The 19,319-nt window shown below is 71.3% G+C and carries 16 protein-coding genes and 1 pseudogene; 11 read left to right on the top strand and 6 right to left on the bottom strand.

The genetic code is table 11. From position 1 onward, the window contains the following. Positions 1-13 precede the first annotated feature (13 nt). Positions 14-2,137 (bottom strand): glycogen debranching protein GlgX, encoded by a 2,124-nt coding sequence (glgX, locus tag ACZ61E_RS02450; protein WP_469696891.1) that lies wholly within the window; start codon positions 2,135-2,137, stop codon positions 14-16. A 401-nt stretch (positions 2,138-2,538) separates the two neighbouring features. Here glgX and ACZ61E_RS02455 point away from each other — a divergent pair, with 401 nt between their 5' ends. Together ACZ61E_RS02455 and ACZ61E_RS02460 are read left to right on the top strand one after the other, a co-directional pair. Then, on the top strand, positions 2,539-3,771 hold the full coding sequence (locus ACZ61E_RS02455; protein ID WP_469696892.1) for an SAV2148 family HEPN domain-containing protein: 1,233 nt from the start codon (positions 2,539-2,541) through the stop codon (positions 3,769-3,771). Between the two features lie 112 nt (positions 3,772-3,883). Next, on the top strand, positions 3,884-4,603 hold the full coding sequence (locus ACZ61E_RS02460) for an exonuclease domain-containing protein (RefSeq protein WP_469696894.1): 720 nt from the start codon (positions 3,884-3,886) through the stop codon (positions 4,601-4,603). 51 nt (positions 4,604-4,654) lie between these two features. Here ACZ61E_RS02460 and ACZ61E_RS02465 read toward each other — a convergent pair whose 3' ends face one another. Beyond that, entirely contained in the window at positions 4,655-5,542 is an 888-nt protein-coding gene (locus tag ACZ61E_RS02465) for a phosphotransferase enzyme family protein (protein ID WP_469696895.1), read from the bottom strand. A 214-nt stretch (positions 5,543-5,756) separates the two neighbouring features. Between ACZ61E_RS02465 and ACZ61E_RS02470 the strand changes: the two genes are divergently transcribed. From ACZ61E_RS02470 to ACZ61E_RS02510, 9 genes and pseudogenes are all read left to right on the top strand, one after another. Next, positions 5,757-6,713 (top strand): carbohydrate ABC transporter permease, encoded by a 957-nt coding sequence (locus tag ACZ61E_RS02470; protein ID WP_469696897.1) that lies wholly within the window; start codon positions 5,757-5,759, stop codon positions 6,711-6,713. After that, complete coding sequence (locus tag ACZ61E_RS02475; protein ID WP_469696899.1) at positions 6,710-7,549, top strand: carbohydrate ABC transporter permease; 840 nt, start codon at positions 6,710-6,712, stop codon at positions 7,547-7,549. Before ACZ61E_RS02470 ends, ACZ61E_RS02475 begins: the two co-directional genes overlap by 4 nt. A 38-nt stretch (positions 7,550-7,587) precedes the next feature. Next, entirely contained in the window at positions 7,588-8,928 is a 1,341-nt protein-coding gene (locus ACZ61E_RS02480) for an ABC transporter substrate-binding protein (protein ID WP_469697127.1), read from the top strand. A 433-nt stretch (positions 8,929-9,361) separates the two neighbouring features. Beyond that, the gene (erm, locus tag ACZ61E_RS02485; protein WP_469696900.1) at positions 9,362-10,147 is read left to right on the top strand and encodes an ErmE/ErmH/ErmO/ErmR family 23S rRNA (adenine(2058)-N(6))-methyltransferase; all 786 of its coding nucleotides are present in this window, start codon (positions 9,362-9,364) and stop codon (positions 10,145-10,147) included. Next, a pseudogene (gene mgt / locus ACZ61E_RS02490) lies at positions 10,144-11,428 on the top strand (macrolide-inactivating glycosyltransferase). Before erm ends, mgt begins: the two are co-directional and overlap by 4 nt. A 389-nt stretch (positions 11,429-11,817) precedes the next feature. Next, complete coding sequence (locus tag ACZ61E_RS02495; RefSeq protein ID WP_469696901.1) at positions 11,818-13,011, top strand: S8 family peptidase; 1,194 nt, start codon at positions 11,818-11,820, stop codon at positions 13,009-13,011. A 125-nt stretch (positions 13,012-13,136) separates the two neighbouring features. Further along, complete coding sequence (locus tag ACZ61E_RS02500) at positions 13,137-13,691, top strand: DUF1697 domain-containing protein (protein WP_469696902.1); 555 nt, start codon at positions 13,137-13,139, stop codon at positions 13,689-13,691. Beyond that, positions 13,684-14,046, top strand: coding sequence for a nuclear transport factor 2 family protein (locus ACZ61E_RS02505; RefSeq protein ID WP_469696904.1), 363 nt, complete (start codon positions 13,684-13,686; stop codon positions 14,044-14,046). The genes ACZ61E_RS02500 and ACZ61E_RS02505 overlap by 8 nt, the downstream gene beginning before the upstream one ends. 136 nt (positions 14,047-14,182) lie before the next feature. Beyond that, positions 14,183-14,914, top strand: coding sequence for a scabin-related ADP-ribosyltransferase (locus ACZ61E_RS02510; RefSeq protein ID WP_469697128.1), 732 nt, complete (start codon positions 14,183-14,185; stop codon positions 14,912-14,914). Between the two features lie 84 nt (positions 14,915-14,998). On the opposite strand, the gene ACZ61E_RS02515 is transcribed toward ACZ61E_RS02510, so the two are convergent. The 4 genes from ACZ61E_RS02515 to ACZ61E_RS02530 all read right to left on the bottom strand — a co-directional run bounded on the left by ACZ61E_RS02515 (position 14,999) and on the right by ACZ61E_RS02530 (position 19,230). Continuing rightward, positions 14,999-15,805, bottom strand: coding sequence for an ABC transporter ATP-binding protein (locus tag ACZ61E_RS02515; protein WP_469696905.1), 807 nt, complete (start codon positions 15,803-15,805; stop codon positions 14,999-15,001). Then, positions 15,781-16,698 carry an ABC transporter permease gene (locus ACZ61E_RS02520; protein WP_469696906.1) on the bottom strand — a complete coding sequence of 306 codons (918 nt, stop codon included), beginning with the start codon at positions 16,696-16,698 and terminating at the stop codon, positions 15,781-15,783. The genes ACZ61E_RS02515 and ACZ61E_RS02520 overlap by 25 nt, the downstream gene beginning before the upstream one ends. Then, on the bottom strand, positions 16,695-17,783 hold the full coding sequence (locus ACZ61E_RS02525) for an ABC transporter substrate-binding protein (RefSeq protein ID WP_469696908.1): 1,089 nt from the start codon (positions 17,781-17,783) through the stop codon (positions 16,695-16,697). The genes ACZ61E_RS02520 and ACZ61E_RS02525 overlap by 4 nt, the downstream gene beginning before the upstream one ends. A 247-nt stretch (positions 17,784-18,030) precedes the next feature. Continuing rightward, entirely contained in the window at positions 18,031-19,230 is a 1,200-nt protein-coding gene (locus ACZ61E_RS02530) for a sulfite oxidase (protein ID WP_469696909.1), read from the bottom strand. Between the last annotated feature and the right edge of the window lie 89 nt (positions 19,231-19,319).

A 19,319-nucleotide genomic window follows, 5' to 3' on the forward strand; every position in this document is an offset into this window, starting at 1 on the left:
CACCGCTCCCGGCCTACTCCAACCGCATCAGCACGGTCAGGCTGCGGCCGATCATCGTGACGTGCTCGCCCGCGTCCACCTTCGGACCCTCGCCCGGCGGCACGCCCTCCGGGCGGGCCGTGTCCACGACGACCTGCCACTGGCTGCCGTGGTCCACCGGCACGGCGAAGTCCAGCTCCTCCGCGCTCGCGTTGAACATCAGCAGGAAGGAGTCGTCGGAGATCCGCTCGCCACGCGGTCCGGGCTCCGAGATGGCCTGTCCGTTCAGGAAGACGGTCAGTGCCTTCGCGTCGGTCGCCTGCCAGTCCCCCTGGATCATCTCTTCACCCTCAGGGGTGAACCAGGAGATGTCCGACAGGTCGTCGTGCGTCCCCTCCACCGGACGCCCGTGGAAGAACCGCCGCCGCCGGAAGACCGGATGGTCCCGCCGCAGCCAGACCATGGTCTGGGTGAAGGCCAGCAGGCCCTCGTCCTGCTCGGCGCCCTTCTCGGGCCAGTGCACCCAGGAGATCTCGTTGTCCTGGCAGTACGCGTTGTTGTTGCCGCCCTGCGTACGGCCGAACTCGTCGCCGTGGCTGAGCATCGGCACGCCCTGGGAGAGCATCAGCGTCGCGATGAAGTTGCGCGTCTGGCGGTCGCGCAGCTCCAGCACCGCCGGGTCGTCGGTCTCCCCCTCCACCCCGCAGTTCCACGAGCGGTTGTGGCTCTCGCCGTCCCTGTTGCCCTCGCCGTTCGCCTCGTTGTGCTTGTCGTTGTAGGCGACGAGATCGTGCAGGGTGAAACCGTCGTGGCAGGTGGTGAAGTTGATGGACGCCAGCGGGCGCCGTCCGTCGTCCTGGTACAGATCGGACGACCCGGTGAGCCGGGAGGCGAACTCCGCGAGGGTGCGCGGCTCACCCCGCCACAGGTCGCGGACCGTGTCGCGGTACTTGCCGTTCCACTCGGTCCACAGCGGCGGGAAGTTCCCCACCTGGTAGCCGCCCTCGCCCACGTCCCAGGGCTCGGCGATCAGCTTCACCTGACTGACCACCGGGTCCTGCTGGACCAGGTCGAAGAACGACGACAGCCGGTCCACCTCGTGGAACTGACGGGCCAGCGTCGCAGCGAGGTCGAAGCGGAAACCGTCGACGTGCATCTCCTCCACCCAGTACCGCAGCGAGTCCATGATCAGCTGGAGCACGTGCGGACTGCGCATCAGGAGCGAGTTCCCGGTGCCGGTGGTGTCCGTGTAGTAGCGCGGGTTGTCCGCGCCCAGACGGTAGTAGGAGGCGTTGTCGAGGCCCCTGAAGGAGAGCGTGGGGCCCAGGTGGTTCCCCTCGGCCGTGTGGTTGTAGACGACGTCGAGGATCACCTCGATGCCCGCCTCGTGCAGCGCCTTCACCGCCTGCTTGAACTCCAGCACCTGTTCGCCCCGGTCTCCCCAGGAGGCGTAGGTGTTGTGCGGGGCGAAGAAACCGATGGTGTTGTAGCCCCAGTAGTTGTTGAGGCCGGAGTCCACCAGCCGGTGGTCGTTGACGAACTGGTGCACCGGCATTATCTCCAGCGCGGTGACGCCCAGCTCGGTCAGATGCTCGATGACCGCCGGATGGGCGAGCCCCGCGTACGTGCCGCGCAGCTCCTCCGGCAGCTCCGGGTGCAGCATCGTCAGGCCCTTCACATGGGCCTCGTAGATGACGGTGCGGTGGTAGTCGGTGCGCGGTCGACGGTCGTCGCCCCAGTCGAAGTACGGGTTGACCACGACGGACGACATCGTGTGCGGCGCCGAGTCCATGTCGTTGCGGGAGTCCGGCTTGCCGAAGTGGTAGCCGTACACCGACTCGTTCCAGTCGATGCTGCCGCTGATCGCGCGGGCGTACGGGTCCAGGAGCAGCTTCGCCGAATTGCAGCGCTGCCCGTTCTCGGGCTCGTACGGCCCGTGGACCCGGAAGCCGTACCGCTGGCCGGGCATGATGCCCGGCAGATAGGCGTGCCGGACGAAGGCGTCGGCCTCGCGGAGTTCCACCGCCGTTTCTGAACCGTCGTCGTGCAGCAGGCACAACTCGATCCGGTGCGCGGCCTCTGAGTAGACCGCGAAGTTGGTACCGGCGCCGTCGTACGTGGCGCCGAGGGGATACGTCTGTCCCGGCCAGACCTGCATAGATTGACTCTTCCACTTCTGATCCAGGTGCTGGGGCCTTCTTCGATCGTGATACTCCCCGAAAGAAGCGCAACCTCCTAGCAGGCCCGTGCGGAAGCCGGGCCGGAAGCGGTCGTTCGGGCCGACCGGGTCAACTTCGGGTGCTCGGCGAGTCACCCCGTCGCAGGACAGTGTCCCACGTCGCATATGGCCGGATTCTGACCATACGGTGCCCCCTTGGCCGACCATCCGTCACCAGGCCCAATCCCTATGAAACATCCCACTCCGGCCGAGATCGGCGCTCGGAACGCCCGTGCCCGCTCCAGGAGTTGAGAAACCAGCCTGTGCATCCGGCTGCACCTCCTCCCCAATGCGCAGTACCCTTCCTTGATCGTTGAAAGGGGAGGGAAGGCGGTGCGCGGGTGAGCTCGGGAGGGCTGGAGCTACCCCCAGGTGACCCAGGTCACGAGGGGGTTTCCGGCGACATCCCGCCCGGAGCGGTCTCCCTCGCACGGCCGATGGAGATCGGGGCGGAGCTGGACTGGGGCCCGGAGGCCTGGACCGAGGTGCGTACGCGCGCCCAGCGGGCCGGCCGGGCCTATATCTGGCTGAATCTGGTCGAGCAGCGGCTCCGTGCCGTCGTCTCGGCGATCCTCAAACCCATCTACGAGCCGGTGCACGGCGACGAATGGGTGGTGGCCGCCGCCGGACCCGCGGGGCAGGAGTGGGTGCAGCGCGCCGTCGCCGTCCGCGAGGTCTCCCGCCGCAAGGGCTATCTCCTCGACCCCGCGGACGACAACGTCCTGAGCTTCCTGACGCTGCCGCAGCTGCGGGAGCTGATGGTCCAGCACTGGCCGGGCTTCCAGCCGTACTTCGACGACCGCCGCGACGTCGAGCTGGCCCTCGACGAGCTGGAGGTGGCCCGGAACGTCGTCTCCCGCAACCGGGCCCTGTCCGAGGCCGTCCTCGCACAGGCCGAGCGGGCCTCGGCGCGGCTGCTGGAGATCCTGGGCAGCGGAACGGCGGTGCCGTCCGCCGACCGGCTCAGGGTGGACGCCGTGGAGGACCTGGTCGGCGACCGGTACGCGGACGTGGTCTCCGTCCACCCGGACCGGGTGCGGCTCCAGCGGCAGCTTCCCGCCGAGGACCTCTTCGGCGGCGCCCGGCGCCTCGACGCGGTCGGGATAGGGCTGAACCTCCTGGTGCAGAACTTCTCCGGCCGGCGCCTCGTGAGGCTCGCCGAGTCCGGCTGCCGGATCCGGCTGCTCTTCCTGAACCCGGCCAGCAGCTCCGTCAAGCGGCGCGAACGCGAACTGGGTCTCAAGAAGGGCGAGCTGAGCCGCTCCGTGGAGATGAACATCCTCCATATGCGCCGGGTCCGCTCCCGCCTCCGTGACCCGGGCGCCTTCGAGATCCATGTCTTCGACGAGACCCCCCGCTTCACCGCCTACCTCGTCGACGGGGACGGCGCGGACGGACTGGCGGTCGTGCAGTCCTATCTGAGACGGGCGCGCGGCATGGAGGCGCCGGTGCTGGTGCTGCGGGGCGCCGGGCGCGACGTCGTGCGGGTCGGCCAGGACACCGAGCACGGTCTGTTCCAGACCTACCGGGAGGAGTTCGAGTCGGTGTGGACCGACTCGCGCCCCGTCTCCTGACGGTGCGGGAGCCCGCTGACGTGCTGAGGGCGCGTCAAGGCTTCCCCCGGCGTTGTCAGTGCCGCGTGCGAAGGTGAATGTCGAACGGGGAGAAGCGTGAGGGAGGACCGGGATGGGCTGGCACGGGGAGCCGTTGGTCGGATTCGATCTGGAGACGACCGGTACGGAGCCGCTGGAGGCGCGCATCGTGACGGCCGCGGTGATCGCGGTGCGGGACGGCGCGGTGGAGGAGCGGCGGGACTGGCTGGCCGATCCGGGCGTCAGGATCCCGGAGCAGGCGTCGGCGATCCACGGGGTCACCAGCGAGCGGGCGTCGGCCGAGGGCCGGCCCGCGCGTGAGGTGGCCGACGAGATCGCGACCGCCCTGGCCGAGTACTGGACGCGGGGCGTGCCGGTCGTGGCGTACAACGCGTCGTTCGATCTGACGCTGCTTGCGGCGGAGTTGGCCCGGCACCGGCTGCCGTCGCTGAACGACCGGGTGGGCGGGCCGATCGGCCCGGTGATCGATCCGTACACGATCGACCGCGCCGTCGACAAGTACCGTCGCGGCAAGCGGAATCTGGAGGCGGTCTGCACCGAGTACGGGGTGGTGCTGGACAGCGCGCACGACGCGGGCGCGGACGCGCTGGCGGCCGTGCGGGTGGCGACGGCGATAGCGGGCCGCCACCGTCAGGTCGGGGCACTCACGGCGGCGGCCCTGCACGAGCGGCAGATCGTCTGGTACGCGGAGTGGGCGGCGGACTTCCAGAGCTTCCTGCGCCGCAAGGGCAACACGGACGCGGTGGTCGACGCGGACTGGCCGCTGCGCGAACTGGTCCCGGCGGCGCGCTGAATCCGCGCCCCGCCGGCGGTCCGGGGCGGACACCTGCCGCCGGCCGGCCCGTCAGAAGGGGTACCAGCGCACCTCGGGGTCACCGTCGCGCAGCGACGCCACCCGGCGGCGGAACTCCGTGAGCGCCTTCGGGTTGGTGGGCGCGTGCTGCGCCACCCACGCGCAACTCGCCGTCTCGCGGGCACCGCGCAGCACGGCGCAGCCGGACCAGTCGCGTACGTCCCAGCCGTAGCCGGCGGTGAAGGTGTCGTACGCCTCCGGGGCCATGCCGTACCGGTCGCGGGACAGCGCCATCACGACCAGGTCGTGTTCGCGCAGATCGGTGGAGAAGGTCTCCAGATCCACCAGGACCGGCCCGTCCGGGCCGACATGGACGTTGCGGGGCAGCGCGTCGCCGTGGATCGGGCCGGGTGCCAGACGCGGGGTGAGCGCCGCCGAGGCCGTGGCGAAGCCGTCCCTGCGCTCGCGCAGATACCCGGCGTCGGCCGGGTCGATCGCGTCCCCCGCGATCCGCAGCCACCGCTCCACGCCGCCGAGCAGCTCCCGGCGGGGCAGCTCGAACGGCGGCGCGGGCAGCGCGTGGACGAGCCGGAGCAGTGCGGCCAGATCGGCCGGGCCCGCGGGGCGTACGGCATCGGGCAGCCGCCGCCAGAGGGTGACCGGGTGGCCGTGCACCGTACGGGCCTTGGGCTCGGCGGCCCGGACCGCCGGGACACCGCGCTCCGCCAGCCAGTCGGCGACGGCGAGTTCACGCTCGGCGCGCTCCAGCAGCTCCGGCGCCGCGGCGAGGCTCCTGCCCACCTTGACGACCAGGTCGCCCGCCCCGAACACCGCGTTCTCACCCAACGCCAGCAGCTCGGCGCCGTGCGGCGCGCCGTGCGACGGCCCCCGCACCAGTCCCGTGGCGTCGAGTACGGCGCGCGCCTGTGTCTCGTCCATCGAACTCTCCCGTGAGTCTCCCGCGTGACAGACCGGGCCCGTCCGGGGATCGGAGGACGAACCGGCCTCCGGGCGGACGTGGTGAACCGGTCCGGGCACGGCCCCCAGTCTCGCATCCGCGCAGGTTGGCTTGACGAACCCGGCGCTCCTCAGCACGATGACGGAGGCCGCCGGGGCGGCCGTCCCCACAAAGCCGCCCGAAGGAGCCGAATCCGTGACACTGGCGACCGCGAAGACGCGGTCCGGCAAGGAGCCGCGGTCCGGCGGCAGCGGGCCCGGGGGCGGACCGCGACGGGCCGGAGTGCTCGACCGCGGCGCCTGGTTCCTGGTGCTGCCGGCCCTGATACCGATCCTGGTGCTCAGCGTCGGCCCCCTGCTCTACGGCATCGCCCTCGCCTTCACCGACGCGCAGTCGGGCCGCACCGAGCCCACCCGGTGGATCGGCACGCTGAACTTCCAGGACCTGTACCACGACACACTCTTCTGGGAGTCCTTCCGGATCGGCCTGCTGTGGGCGGTCGGTGTGACGGTCCCGCAGTTCCTGCTCGCCCTCGGCCTGGCCCTGCTGCTGAACCAGCGGCTGCGGTTCCGCTGGCTCGCGCGGGCCCTGGCGATCGTCCCCTGGGCCATGCCCGAGGTGGTCGTCGGCATCATGTGGCGCCTCGTTTACAACGCCGACGCCGGAATCCTCAACGAGACGATCCGCGACGTCGGCCTCGGTGACGGCCGTGACTGGCTCACCGGCCTGGCCACCGCGCTGCCCGCCGTGATCGTCGTGGGGATCTGGGCGGGCATGCCGCAGACCACCGTCGCGCTGCTCGCCGGACTCCAGAACACCCCGGACGAGCTGCACGAGGCGGCGGCCCTGGACGGGGCGGGGGCCTGGCGCCGGTTCCGTACCGTCACCTGGCCCGCGCTCAAGCCGGTCGCGCTCGCCATCACGGCGCTCAACTTCATCTGGAACTTCAACTCCTTCGCCCTGGTCTACGTGCTGACCAGCGGCGGACCCGGCGGCCGGACCCGGCTCCCCATGCTCTTCGCCTACGAAGAGGCGTTCCGCTACGGGCAGTTCGGCTACGCCGCCGCCATGGGCTGTGTCATGGTCGCCGTGATCTCCGTCCTCCTCGCCCTCTACCTGGTGGGACGTCTCAAGTCGGGGGAGGAGAAATGAGTCCGCGCACCAGCAGACCGGCGCGCGCCGGGCAGTACCTCGCGCTCCTGTGCTATCTGGTCTTCCTCGCCTTCCCGTTCCTGTGGCTGATCTCCACCGCCTTCAAACCGGCGCGTGAGCTGGGCAGTCTGCACCCGACCTGGATACCGGACAGCCCGACCCTGGAGAACTTCCGGCAGGCGTTCGACGAGCAGCCGCTGCTCAGGGCCGCGGGCAACAGCCTCACCGTCGCGCTCTCCGCCGCCCTGATCGCCGTCGTCATCGCGACCCCGATGGCCTATGTGATGGCCCGGCAGCGGAGCAGGCTCGCGACCGCGGCGACCGGATGGGTCGTGGTCAGCCAGGCGTTCCCGTTCGTCCTGGTGATCATCCCGCTCTTCCTGGTGCTGAAGAACCTCCATCTGATCAACTCCCTGCTCGGGCTGATCATGGTGTACGTGGTGTGGTCCCTGCCGTTCGCGCTCTGGATGCTGGTCGGTTACGTGCGGGCCGTCCCCGCCGAGCTGGAGGAGGCGGCGGCCGTCGACGGCGCGGGCCGGCTCCGTACGCTCGTCTCGGTCACGGCCCCGCTGCTGGCGCCGGGCGTCGTCGCCACCGCGATGTTCGCCTTCATCACGGCGTGGAACGAGTTCTTCTTCGCGCTCGTCCTGCTCAAGTCCCCGGAGAAGCAGACCCTGCCGGTGATCCTCACCCACTTCCTCGGTGCCGAGGGCGTCGCCGACCTGGGGCCGCTCGCCGCGGCGGCGTTCCTCGCGACGCTTCCCTCCCTCGTCGTCTTCGCGATCATCCAACGACGGATCACGGGCGGCATGCTCGCCGGGGCGGTGAAGACCTGATGCGCGGGAGAAGCCGGAAGGGCAGGGGCATGGAGGCCATGGGCAGGGGCGCGGGCCGGGGCAGGGGCGCGGGTGCGCGGCTGGTGGCCGCCGCCGCCACCCTCGGACTGCTGCTCACCGGCTGCTCGGGCGGCGACGGCGAGTCGTCGGACGGGCGGACCACCCTGCGCTTCCAGTCGCTGGCCTGGCAGGACGAGTCGGTCCAGGTCAACAAGGAGCTGGTGAAGGAGTGGAACGCCGAGCACCCCGACGTCCGGGTCGAGTACGTACAGGGCAGCTGGGACAGCGTCCACGACCAGCTGCTCACCTCCTTCGAGGGCGGTGAGGCGCCCGACATCATCCATGACGCCTCGGACGACCTCGCCGACTTCGCGTACGGCGGCTATCTCGCCGACCTCGACGGACTGCTGCCCGACCGGCTGGAGCGGGACATCCCGGAACGCAGCTGGGAGACCACGCGGTTCGGGGACGGGGTGTACGGCGTGCCGTTCCTCCAGGAGCCGCGCGTGCTGATCGCCAACAAGAAGATTCTGGAAGCCTCCGGCGTACGGATACCGACCGTCGACGAGCCCTGGACCTGGGCCGAGTTCAGGGCGGCGACGAAGGAACTGACGGCGGGGGAGGGGCGGAAGCCGGGCGCCGGGCAGGCGGAGTACGGGGTGGCCTGGCCGCTCAAGGACCCGGTCTCCGCGACGCTCAACCTCAGCCGGTCCACCGGTGGGCAGCTCTTCCACCGGGGCGCGGACGACAAGGTGAGGATCCTTTACACGGAGGCGGACGCCGAGGTGCCCGCCGTCATCCACGACCAGGTCAACCGCGACGGCAGCGCGTCCGGCGCCACGCTCGGCATGGGCGGTTCGGACACGCTGCCGGGGTTCTTCGGCGGGAAGTACGCGATGGTGCCGCTCGGCTTCTCGTACCGTCAGCAGATCATCCAGCAGGCGCCGGAGGGCTTCGAGTGGACGGTGCTGCCGGCCCCCGCCGGGGCCGACGGCGCGACGCAGGGCGTCAGTCCGCAGACCCTGTCGGTCTCCGAGGACACGCCTCACAAGGAGGAGGCGGTGGCCTTCATCGACTTCCTGCTCCAGCCCGAGAACATGGTCCGCCTCGCCCAGGGCGACTGGATGCTCCCCACGGGGACGGCCGCGCTGGCCGATCCGTCCTTGCACACGGGGAAGCACGGCTGGGCGACCGGTGCCGCGCTCGCCCGCGAACTGCTGCCGGCGCCCGCGCAGACGGTGCGCGGCTACCCGGAGTGGAAGGACAAGGTCGCGACGCCGGCGCTCCAGGAGTACTACAGCGGCGCGATCGACCGCGCCGAGCTCGAGGAACGCCTGGTGAAGGACGGCAATCTGGTGCTGGCCCGCTACCAGCGCTGAGGGGGCTCCCTCAGGCGGGCGCGGTCCGCCGGCGGGCCGGGCGGGACTCCGGGGGCGGCGCCCCGGGGTGTCCCGCGCTGCTCCGTCTCCCCCTTCCGTGTCCCGCGGAGGAAATCGGTTGTGCGAGACGGTCCGGGCCGTCTAGCGTCCCCGGCATGGGTAGCAACTTCACGGCGATCACAGAGGCCCGCTCCGTCCGGGGCTCCGTCGCCGCCTTCTCCCGGCTGCGGCGCTCCCCCGGCGCCCTGACCGGACCGGGGACCCTCGACCGCTGACTCCCGGCGTCCCCCGCGCGCACCGATCCGCGATCCCGCACGGTCTCCCGAGAGCCGTGATCCGTGATGCGCGTCCGTGATCCGTGCGCCGCCCCACCCTGCTCCGGTCAGGGCCTTCGTCTGCCCACGAAGCCCTTTCAGGAGACAGGACGCAGGCCATGGCCCGCAGCCCGCGGCACCGCCGATCCCGCACGCTCTCGCAGAACTTCCTCACCGACCGGGCCACCGCGGCCCGTTTCGTACGCGCCGCCCGCCCCGACCCCGCCGGACTGCTGCTCGAAGTCGGCCCAGGGAAAGGCGCGCTGACCACCGCGCTCGCACCGCACTGCCGCGAGCTGCGCGCGTACGAGATCGACTCCGGGCTCGTCCCGGAGCTCCGCTCCGCCGTCGCCGACGCTCCCCATGTGCGGGTGTACGAGCGGGACTTCGTCACCGTACGCCCGCCGGGCGAACCCTTCGCCGTCGTCGGCAACGTGCCCTTCTCGCGTACCGCCGACATCGTCGACTGGTGTCTGCGCGCCCCCGCGCTGACCGACGCCACGCTCATCACCCAGCTCGAATACGCCCGCAAGCGCACCGGCGGGTTCGGACGGTGGTCGCTGCGGACGGTGGAGACCTGGCCGCACGTCGAGTGGCGGCTGCTCGGCCTGGTCGGACGACGGGAGTTCCGCCCGGTGCCCCGTGTGGACGCGGGCATCCTGCGGGTCGAGCGGCGCCCGCGCCCGCTGCTGCCCGCCGCCCAGCTCACCGACTACCGGCGGCTGGTCGAGGCGGGCTTCACCGGGGTCGGCGGGTCGCTGTACGCGTCGCTGCGCCGGGCCGGCCACCCGCGCCGCCTGCTCGACGCGGCGTTCGACGCGGCGCGCGTCGAACGGGCCGAGATCGTCGCGTTCGTGCCGCCGGAGGCGTGGCTGACCCTGCACACGGTGCTGCGCCGCCGCTGAGCCCCGCCCGCCGGGCCTGGCATCGGACGAGATTGAACGAGACGTCTCGTCTCGTTCAATGCTAGGCTGCCGGGTATGACCTCACGACGGCCCGCCCATATCGCCATGTTCTCCATCGCCGCCCACGGGCACGTGAACCCGAGCCTCGAAGTGATCAGGGAGCTCGTCGACCGGGGCCACCGCGTCAGCTACGCCATCCCGGCCTCCTTCGCCGGGAAGGTGGCCGCCACCGGCGCCGAGCCGGTGATCTACACCTCGACCCTGCCGGTGGACGACGACCCCGAGGCGTGGGGCACCGAGCTGGTCGACAATCTGGAGCCGTTCCTCACCGACGGCGAGCAGGCGCTGCCCCAACTGGCCGAGGCGTTCGAGAACGACCGCCCCGACCTCGTCATCAGCGACATCGCGTCGTACCCGGCGCCGGTCCTGGCCCACCGGTGGGGCGTCCCGTATCTCCAGCTCTCACCGAACATGGTCGCCTGGGAGGGGTACGACGAGGAGGTCGCCGCTCCCCGGAACGCGCTGCTCGCCGGGTCCGAGCGCGGCCGGGCCTATCTCGCCCGCTTCCGGGAGTGGCTCGACGCGAACGACATGGGCCTTCCCCCGGACCGGTTCGTCGTCCATCCCGATCGCGCGATCGTGCTGATCCCGAAGGCACTCCAGCTCTTCGCCGACCGGGTGGACGAGTCCGTCTACACCTTCGTCGGCGCCTGCCAGGGGCGGCGCGCCGACCAGGGGGAGTGGGAGCGGCCGGCCGGGGCGGAGAAGGTGCTGCTCGTCTCGCTCGGCTCGGCGAACACCAAGCATCCCGACTTCTACCGCGCCTGCGTCGAGGCGTTCGGCGGACTGCCCGGCTGGCATGTCGTGCTCCAGATCGGCAAGTTCGTCGACCCGTCCGAACTGGGCGAGATCCCCGGCAACATCGAGGCGCACTCCTGGGTGCCCCAGCTCGCCGTGCTCAGGAAGGCCGACGCGTTCATCACCCACGCGGGCGCCGGCGGAAGTCAGGAAGGGCTCGCGACCGGCACGCCGATGGTCGCCGTACCGCTGCTCGCCGACCAGTTCGGCAACGCCGACACGCTCGTCTCGCTCGGTGTCGCCCGGCGCCTGTCCCTGGAGGAGGCGACGGCCGGGGCGCTGCGGGAGGCGGTCACCGGGCTCACGGCCGACCCCGAAGTCGCCCGCAGGGGCGAGGAGATCAAGCGGGACATGGCCAAGGAGGGCGGCGCGCGTCAGGCGGCCGACATCATCGAGACCGCGCTCCCGGCGGACGCGGCCTGAACCCGGGTGCCGCACGCCCGGGTTCGCGGGGGCCGGCCGGGTGTTCGCCGCGGTCTCCGACTCGAACCCATGGTCGGATTCCGGCCTTCTCCTCCCGCTCCCCGGTGATCCGGAGGGGGGTCGCTCGCGTTGCCACGGGGCGGTGACATCCCTGACAAGGGGGATGGAAGCCCCTTACAACTATCGCGCCGGGGCGGGAGATCGCGGTCGTCGTCCGAGTTGGGCGCCCATGGCCGATTTCGCATTAAGCAACGTTGTTTTCTAAGTCACAGCAGCCTGAAGGTCTTGATCTGAGCGCGACAATCAGCCAGGGTTTCGACTCAGCCCGCCGGATGTTCTTCGTCCGACGGGCCATCCCCCCACAAATGCTCACGAGGAGAACCCTCTTCATGACAACTCACAAGCGTGTCGCCCGGACGAGACTCACCGCGGCCATAACCGCGGTGGCAGCCGTCGCCGGTATCACCGCCTTCGCCCCCACGGCGGGCGCGGCCACCCCCCTCGGCACGGTGTACGGGGCCGACGCCAAGGGCGCGGTCGCGGGCAGCTACATCGTGATGCTGGACCAGAAGGCCGACAAGAAGGACCTCGCCGCGCAGTACGGCGGGAAGCTGAACCGCACCTACTCCTCCGCCGTCAACGGCTTCTCGGCCAGCGGCCTTTCGGAGACCGAGGCCAAGCGGCTCGCCGCCGACCCGGCCGTCTCCAAGGTCGTCCAGAACAAGAAGTTCTCGATCGACGCCACCCAGGACAACCCGCCGTCCTGGGGTCTCGACCGGATCGACCAGACCGCGACCGCCGGTGACAACGCCTACACCTACCCGGACGCCGCGGGCGAGGGCGTCACGGCGTACATCATCGACACCGGAGTCCGCGTCACCCACGCCGACTTCGAGGGGCGCGCGTCGTCGGGCTTCGACGCGATCGACAACGACGACGACGCCGACGACGGCAACGGCCACGGCACACACGTCGCCGGCACCGTCGCGGGCGCCGCGCACGGTGTCGCCAAGAAGGCGAAGATCGTCGCGGTCCGGGTCCTCGACGACTCGGGCAGCGGCACCACCGAGCAGGTCGTCGCCGGTATCGACTGGGTCACCGCGAACCACAGCGGCCCCTCCGTCGCCAACATGAGCCTCGGCGGCGGCGCCGACCCCGCCCTCGACGAGGCCGTCCGCAACGCCATCGCCTCCGGCGTCACCTTCGGCGTCGCGGCGGGCAACGACAGCAGTGACGCGGGCACGACGTCCCCGGCCCGGGTCGAGGAGGCCATCACGGTCGCCTCGTCCACCGTGGACGACCAGCAGTCCTCGTTCTCCAACTACGGCGCGGTCGTGGACATCTACGCCCCGGGCAGCGACATCACGTCCACGTGGAACGACAGCGACTCCGGCACCAACACCATCTCCGGCACGTCGATGGCGACCCCCCATGTCGTCGGCGCCGCCGCGGTGTACCTGGGCGGGCACCCCGACGCCGCCCCCGCCGACGTCGCCACGGCCCTGACCGACGGCGCCACGCCCGACGCCATCAGCGACGCCGACCCCGGCACCGCGAACAAGCTGCTGAAGGTCGTCGAGTGACCAGGACGGCCTGACGCTCGGCACGGCACAGGACCGGCGGTCGTCGCGCTCTCCCCCACGGGGCGCGGCGACCGCCTTCCGCATGCCGCGGCGGCCTCGGGCGCCCGCCGATTTATCGTGGACCCATGACGACGACCAGGTACGCGGCGCTGCTGCGCGGAATCAATGTCGGCGGCAGCAGGAAGGTCCCGATGTCCGCGCTGCGCGACGTGCTCGCCGGTCTCGGCCACGGCGACGTCGCCACGTACCTCCAGAGCGGCAACGCCGTCTTCAGCGACACCACCGGCGCCGACGACTCCACACTCGCCACCGCCCTCGGCGACGCCCTCCAGGAGGAGTTCGGCTTCGCCGTCGACTGTCTGGTGCGCGACGCCGCCTATCTCAAGGCCGTCGCCGACGCCTGCCCCTTCCCCGCCGCCTCCCTCCAGGGCAAGCAGCTCCATGTCACCTACTACTCCGAGCGGGTGGGCCCCGAACGCTTCGCCGCCGTCGACCGGGAGTCCTATCTTCCCGAGGAGTTCCGGCTCGGCGACCGCGCGCTGTATCTGTACGCCCCCGACGGTCTCGGCAGGTCCAGACTCGCCGAGGTGCTCTCCAGGCCCCGGCTCCTCCCCGGCACCGTCGCCACCAGCCGCAACTGGAACACCGTGGTGAAGCTGGTGGAGATGACCCATGGCTGACTCGCCCGCGGTCGTCGCCGCCATCGAGGCCGAGCTGCGCCTCCTCGATCCGGCCGTCCGCTCCTCGGCGGAGCTGATCGGGGAGCTACTCCACCCGGACTTCACCGAGTTCGGCTCCTCCGGCCGGCGCTGGGACCGCCGGTCGATCATCGCGGCCCTCACCGCGCACGACGCGCCCACCGCCCGCCCCGTCACCACGTCCGGGATGAGGGGCGTCGAACTCGCGCCGCACGTGGTGCTGCTGACGTTCGACACCGAGCACAAGGGGCGCCTGGCGCACCGGAGTTCGCTGTGGATGCTGACCGGCGGCCTCTGGCTCCTCTACTTCCACCAGGGCACGGTCTTCACGCCGTAGCGACCCCGGGGCGGCCCCGGCCGGCGGCAGTCCCGGGGCCCACCATTCGGGTGGATCCGTACCGCCGCGCCCGTAATGTCGCTCACGCACCGCTATAAAGGGGCCCGTCACGTTGATCGACTGATGGGTGCTCACCATGCTGAAGGCCGCACTGCGGGTCCTCGCCACCGCCACACTCGCCACCACCGCACTCGCCCCGACCGCCGCGTCCGCGTCGACCGCCGCGCCGATCCCGGCACCGGCGCCCGCCAAGGCCCCCGCGCCCGCCGTCGACACGGGCCCCTGCGGTCCGGTCACCGAGTACCGCTCCTGGGACTGGTGGCGTACGACCACCAACCCGCTCATCGCGGACACCGTCAGGGAGAAGTCGGTGTCGGAGCGGTGGCAGTGGCGCAACGACGACAACACCCTGTGGCGCGGTGACACCCGCGAGAACGTGGAAGACCTGTTCGACCAGGGCTTCACCCCGCGCGGGGACGCGATGGTCCCGCTCGCCGAGTACATCGTCCAGGGCGGCGGACAGAACAGCGCGCACGTCAGCACCACCTGTGAGAAGTGGGTGGCCCAGAAGTTCGCCACCTACGGGTCCGCCAAGACCGGCTGGGTGTACGAGATCGACGCCCCCGGCGGCATCGACGTGAACGCCACGGCCGCGGTCAACCGCTACGAGTCGCCCTACCTCTGGAACAAGGAGATCGACTTCCCGGGCGGCATCGAGGGCCGGTACATCAAGAAGGCGTGCAAGTACCACCTGGTCAAGACCGACCCGAAGACGAAGGTCAACACCTACGACAGCCTCGGCTGCAAGACGAACAGCGGCTTCCGGCCCCTGACCGCCGAGCCGGCGTCGGCGCTCGCCGCCAAGTAGCACCCCGCCCCGGCCGCCGGACCGACCTCGTCTGTCGGTCCGGCGGCCGGGGCGGCACGGTCGCGGGAGCGCCGCCGTCCGTCCTCAGTCGCCGGGCGGGCCCGGCTCGCCGTCGACACCCAGCTCCGCCAGCAGCCGCTCGCGCAGCGCCGCGTAGTCCGGGCTGCCGTGGCCGCGCGGCGCCGGCAGCCCGACGGGGACGTCGGCGCCGATGCGTCCATCGGCGAGGACGACCACGCGGTCCGCGAGGACGATCGCCTCGTCCACGTCGTGCGTCACGAGCAGGACCGCCGGCCGGTGCCTGGCGCACAGCCGGCGCAGCAGCACATGCATCCGGATGCGGGTCAGCGCGTCCAGCGCGCCGAACGGCTCGTCGGCCAGCAGCAGTCCGGGCTCCCGCACGAGCGAACGGGCCAGCGAGACCCGCTGCTGCTCGCCGCCGGACAGTTCGACGGGCCAGGCCGTCTCCCGCCCGACCAGGCCGACTTCGGCGAGCGCGGCCCGGCCGCGCCCGGTCGGGTCCGGGCCTTCGAGGCCGAGGACGACGTTGTCGAGCACGCGTTTCCAGGGCAGCAGACGCGCGTCCTGGAACACGACGGAGACCGGCTCGGGCGAGCCGAGTTCGCCGGAGCCCGTGACCTCGTGGTCGAGACCGGCGAGCGCGCGCAGGAGTGTGCTCTTGCCGGAGCCGCTGCGGCCGAGCAGCGCCACGAACTCCCCGGCGCGCACGGTGAGATCGAGCCCGTCGAGGACGTTCCGGTCGCCGAAGGAGCGGACCAGATTCCTGATCCGTACAGATCCCGTGTCGGTGTCGGTGTCGGTGCCGGTGCCAGGGGCCGCGCCGGTGCCGGCCGGGTGTTCGGCGGTCAGCCCGCCAGTGTGCGCCGCCATGACAGCGTCCTCCGTTCGACGAGACGTACCAGCGCGTCCGAGACCAGGCCCAGGAGCCCGTACACGACCAGGCCCACGATGATGACGTCGGTCTGCCCGTACGTCCTCGCCAGCTCCATCATGTAGCCGATGCCGCTGGTGGCGTTGACCTGCTCGACCACCACCAGGGCCAGCCAGGCGCCGGTCACGGCGAACCGCATGCCCAGCAGGAATCCGGGCAGCGCGCCCGGCAGGACGACATGGCGCAGGAAGGCCGTACGGCTCAGCCGCACCGTCTCGGCCAGCTCCACATAGCGGTTGTCGATGGTGCGCAGCCCGTTGTGCGTGTGGATGTAGACGGGCACGAAGACGCCCAGGGCGATCGTGATGACCTTCATGGACTCACCGATGCCGAACCAGAGGATCAGCAGCGGGATCAGGGCGAGTGACGGGATGGCCCGCTTGATCTGCACGGGGCCGTCGATCACCCCTTCGGCGATCCGGCTGAGCCCCGAGACGAGGGCCAGCAGCAGACCTCCCAGGACGCCGAACAGCAGCCCGAGCGCGGCCCGTTGGGCGGAGGTGGCGAGATTGGACTGGAGCCGGCCGGTCTCGATCAGATCACCGGCCGTGGTGACCACGGTCCACGGCGCCGAGAGGTTACGGGCGTCGATGAGACCGGTGGCGGAGCCCGCCGCCCAGACGGCGAGCAGCAACAGGGGGCCCAGCGCCCAGCCGTACGGGACGGGGCGCCCGAGACCGAGCCGCCGTCGCGGCCCGAGCCGGGTGGGGGAGAGGGACTCCGTCCGGGCGGGCTGTGCCGACGGCGGCGCGGACGGAGTCGCCGACGCCCCGGCGCCGCCCGTCGAAGGAGCCTTGGCGAGGGTCACTTCCTCGGCCGCTTCCGTGCTCATGATCCGGCTCCCGTGCCCGCCCCGGTGTCGGCTCCGGTGCCCGCGACCGCTTCGGCGCCGACCTTCTCGTAGCGCCGGTCGAAGAGGATCTCGGCGTCGAACGGCTTCTGGTCCGTCTCCCTGGCCAGCAGGTCCACCGTCTTCTGCTGATCGGCGATGGCCCGCGTCCAGTCGTCCGGGATCGAGGGGTGCCCCCCGGTCTCGACCAGGTACTCGCCGTCCTCGCGCGACAGCCCCTGGTCCTTCACGTAGTACCCCTCGATCCACTCCTCGGGATGGGTGTCGATCCAGACCCTGGCCCTGGCCCAGTACTTGACGAACTCCCTGATGGCGGCGGCCTTCTGAGGGTCGCTCACCGAAGCCGTCGGCACCCAGAGGTGCCCGGGGTCGTCCCGTAGCCCGTGCGGGATCGTCCTGCCGCCGTCCTTGCCGTACTTCGCCGGGTACCGCTTGATGTTGACCCCGCCCAGCGGCGCCGCGTCGACCTGCCCGCCGCCGAGGGCGGTGGGATAGACGTCACCGGTGCTCGGCAGCTCGACCAGTTCCACATCGCTCCTGGCGAGTCCGGCCTTGGCCAGGATGCGCAGGACGAGCGCGCCCTGTGCCTGCCCGGGGCTGTACGCGATCTTCTTGCCCCGCAGGTCCGCGAGGCTGTCGATGTCGGCGCCCGGCGCGATGCCGAGCTCGTATATCGGGTTCTTGACGGGGTCGGTACGGAACGCCGCGGCCACCAGCTTGGTGTCGAGCCCGGTCCAGTGGGCGTGGATCGACGGGATCTCGGCCGCCGAGCACACGTCCAGGGAGTCGGCGCGGAACGCCTCGGAGCACTGCGGACCGCCGCTGAGATTCGCCCACTTCACCTCGAAGGGAATCCTGTCGATCTGTCCGGACAGCTTGAGCGCCACCTGGATCTCCGGACTGCCGACGGTGATCCGGGTGTCCGGGTCCACGGTCTCCGGGATCTCGGTCCCGGACAGGTCCTGGGCGGACGCGGTGGTGGTGGCGGTGTTGTCGGCGCAGCCGGTGAGCACGGCCGAGCCGATCAGTACGGTGGCGAGCAGGGCAGCACGGAGTGCTCTGGACATGTCTGTTCCCGGTTCTCTGAATTGCTGGGGGCGTCGCGGAATGGCGCGGTGCGGTCAGCTACAGAGGGCGGTGGCGACGCGCATCAGATCGACGGCGCGTCGCCTGCTCAGCCGCTGGGACATGGACATGCCCGCGAAGCTAGCGGCGGTTCCGAGCCATGGGCAAGGGGCCCGGTCCGAATGAGCGATACGGCAACAAGGGCTTCGTACCGCCGCCATACGCCCGACATGAACCCGCGGCGGAAGATCAGCCGACCGTGACCGGAACCCTGATCACCGCGTCGAAGAGATATCCCTGCGTGTTCGGCACCGCGCGCTCGGGCTGTGTGTTGCCCGCCGTGTCCGTGGCCCGCGCCAGGAGTTCTGCCGGCCCGGTGGTCCGGGGGCGCCAGGGCGCGTACCAGCGGACCCAGCCGTTGCGGCGGGGTGTGTCCCGCAGCCGCGCCCGCTGCCAGCGGGCGCCGCCGTCGGTGCTGAACTCGACCTGCCGCACGGGCGCGTGGGCCGACCAGGCGCGACCGGTCAGCAGGTGGTCGCGCCCGGCGGCCAGCACGGTGTCCGGTGCCAGCTCGAAGCCGGACTTGACTGTCTGCCGGGTCAGCGGGGCGCTGCCGCCGGGCGGATGGGCCGGGCCGAACAGCCGGTAGAAGTCGGTGTTCCAGGGCGAACTCAGCGGCTCGGCGCTCACCTCGATGTCGCCCAGCCACTTGATGGAGGCGATCCCCACCCAGGACGGCACGACGACCCTTACCGGATGGCCGTGGTCGTACGGCAGCGGCTCGCCGTTCATCTCGTACGCCAGGATCACGTCGTCCAGAGCCTTCGCCAACGGCAGCGGGCGGCGCACCCGGCCCAGGTTGACGCCCTCGGTGACGTAGTCGGCGTCCAGTCCGCGGGGCATCACGTCGACCGCGTGCGCACCGACCCCGGCGCGGCGCAGCACGTCGGAGAGCCGGACGCCGCGCCAGCGGGCCACGCCGATCGCGCCGAGCGTCCAGGCCGTGCCGGAGACGGTGTCGCCCTGCTGCGAGGTGTAGAAGCTGCGGCCGTTGCCCGCGCACTCGACGGCCACGTCACGGGTGACGGCGGGCAGCCGGCGGAGCTGGTCGTACGTGAAGCGGACCGGACCGCCGCGCAGACCACTGCCCCACACCGTCAGGCTCCAGGACGCCGCGTCCAGGACGGGAGTGGTGGTGTGGTTGCGGACGAAGAAGCGCTCCACGGGGGTGTGGAGGCCGATGTCGCGCAGGGCGGCGAAGTTGGCCTCGGCGTTGGTGCCGCGAATGGTGAACAGCTCGGGAGGCAGCGGCTTGACGATGCCGGGGGCGGCGCCCGGGGCGCTTCCGAAGGCGCTCGGGGCGGCCTGGGCGGGCGTGGCAGTGCCGACCTGCGCGGCCACCGGGGCGGCGGCGAGCAGCTTCAGCACGGAACGGCGGGCAGGGGTCATCGCGGAACTCCTCGGAGGAGTGGAGGAACGGGGGCGACCGGACAGGAACGGCCGGGACCGTGCGGGAACGGCGCGGGAAACGCGGAAGC

Source organism: Streptomyces sp. NPDC104581 (assembly GCF_055583685.1).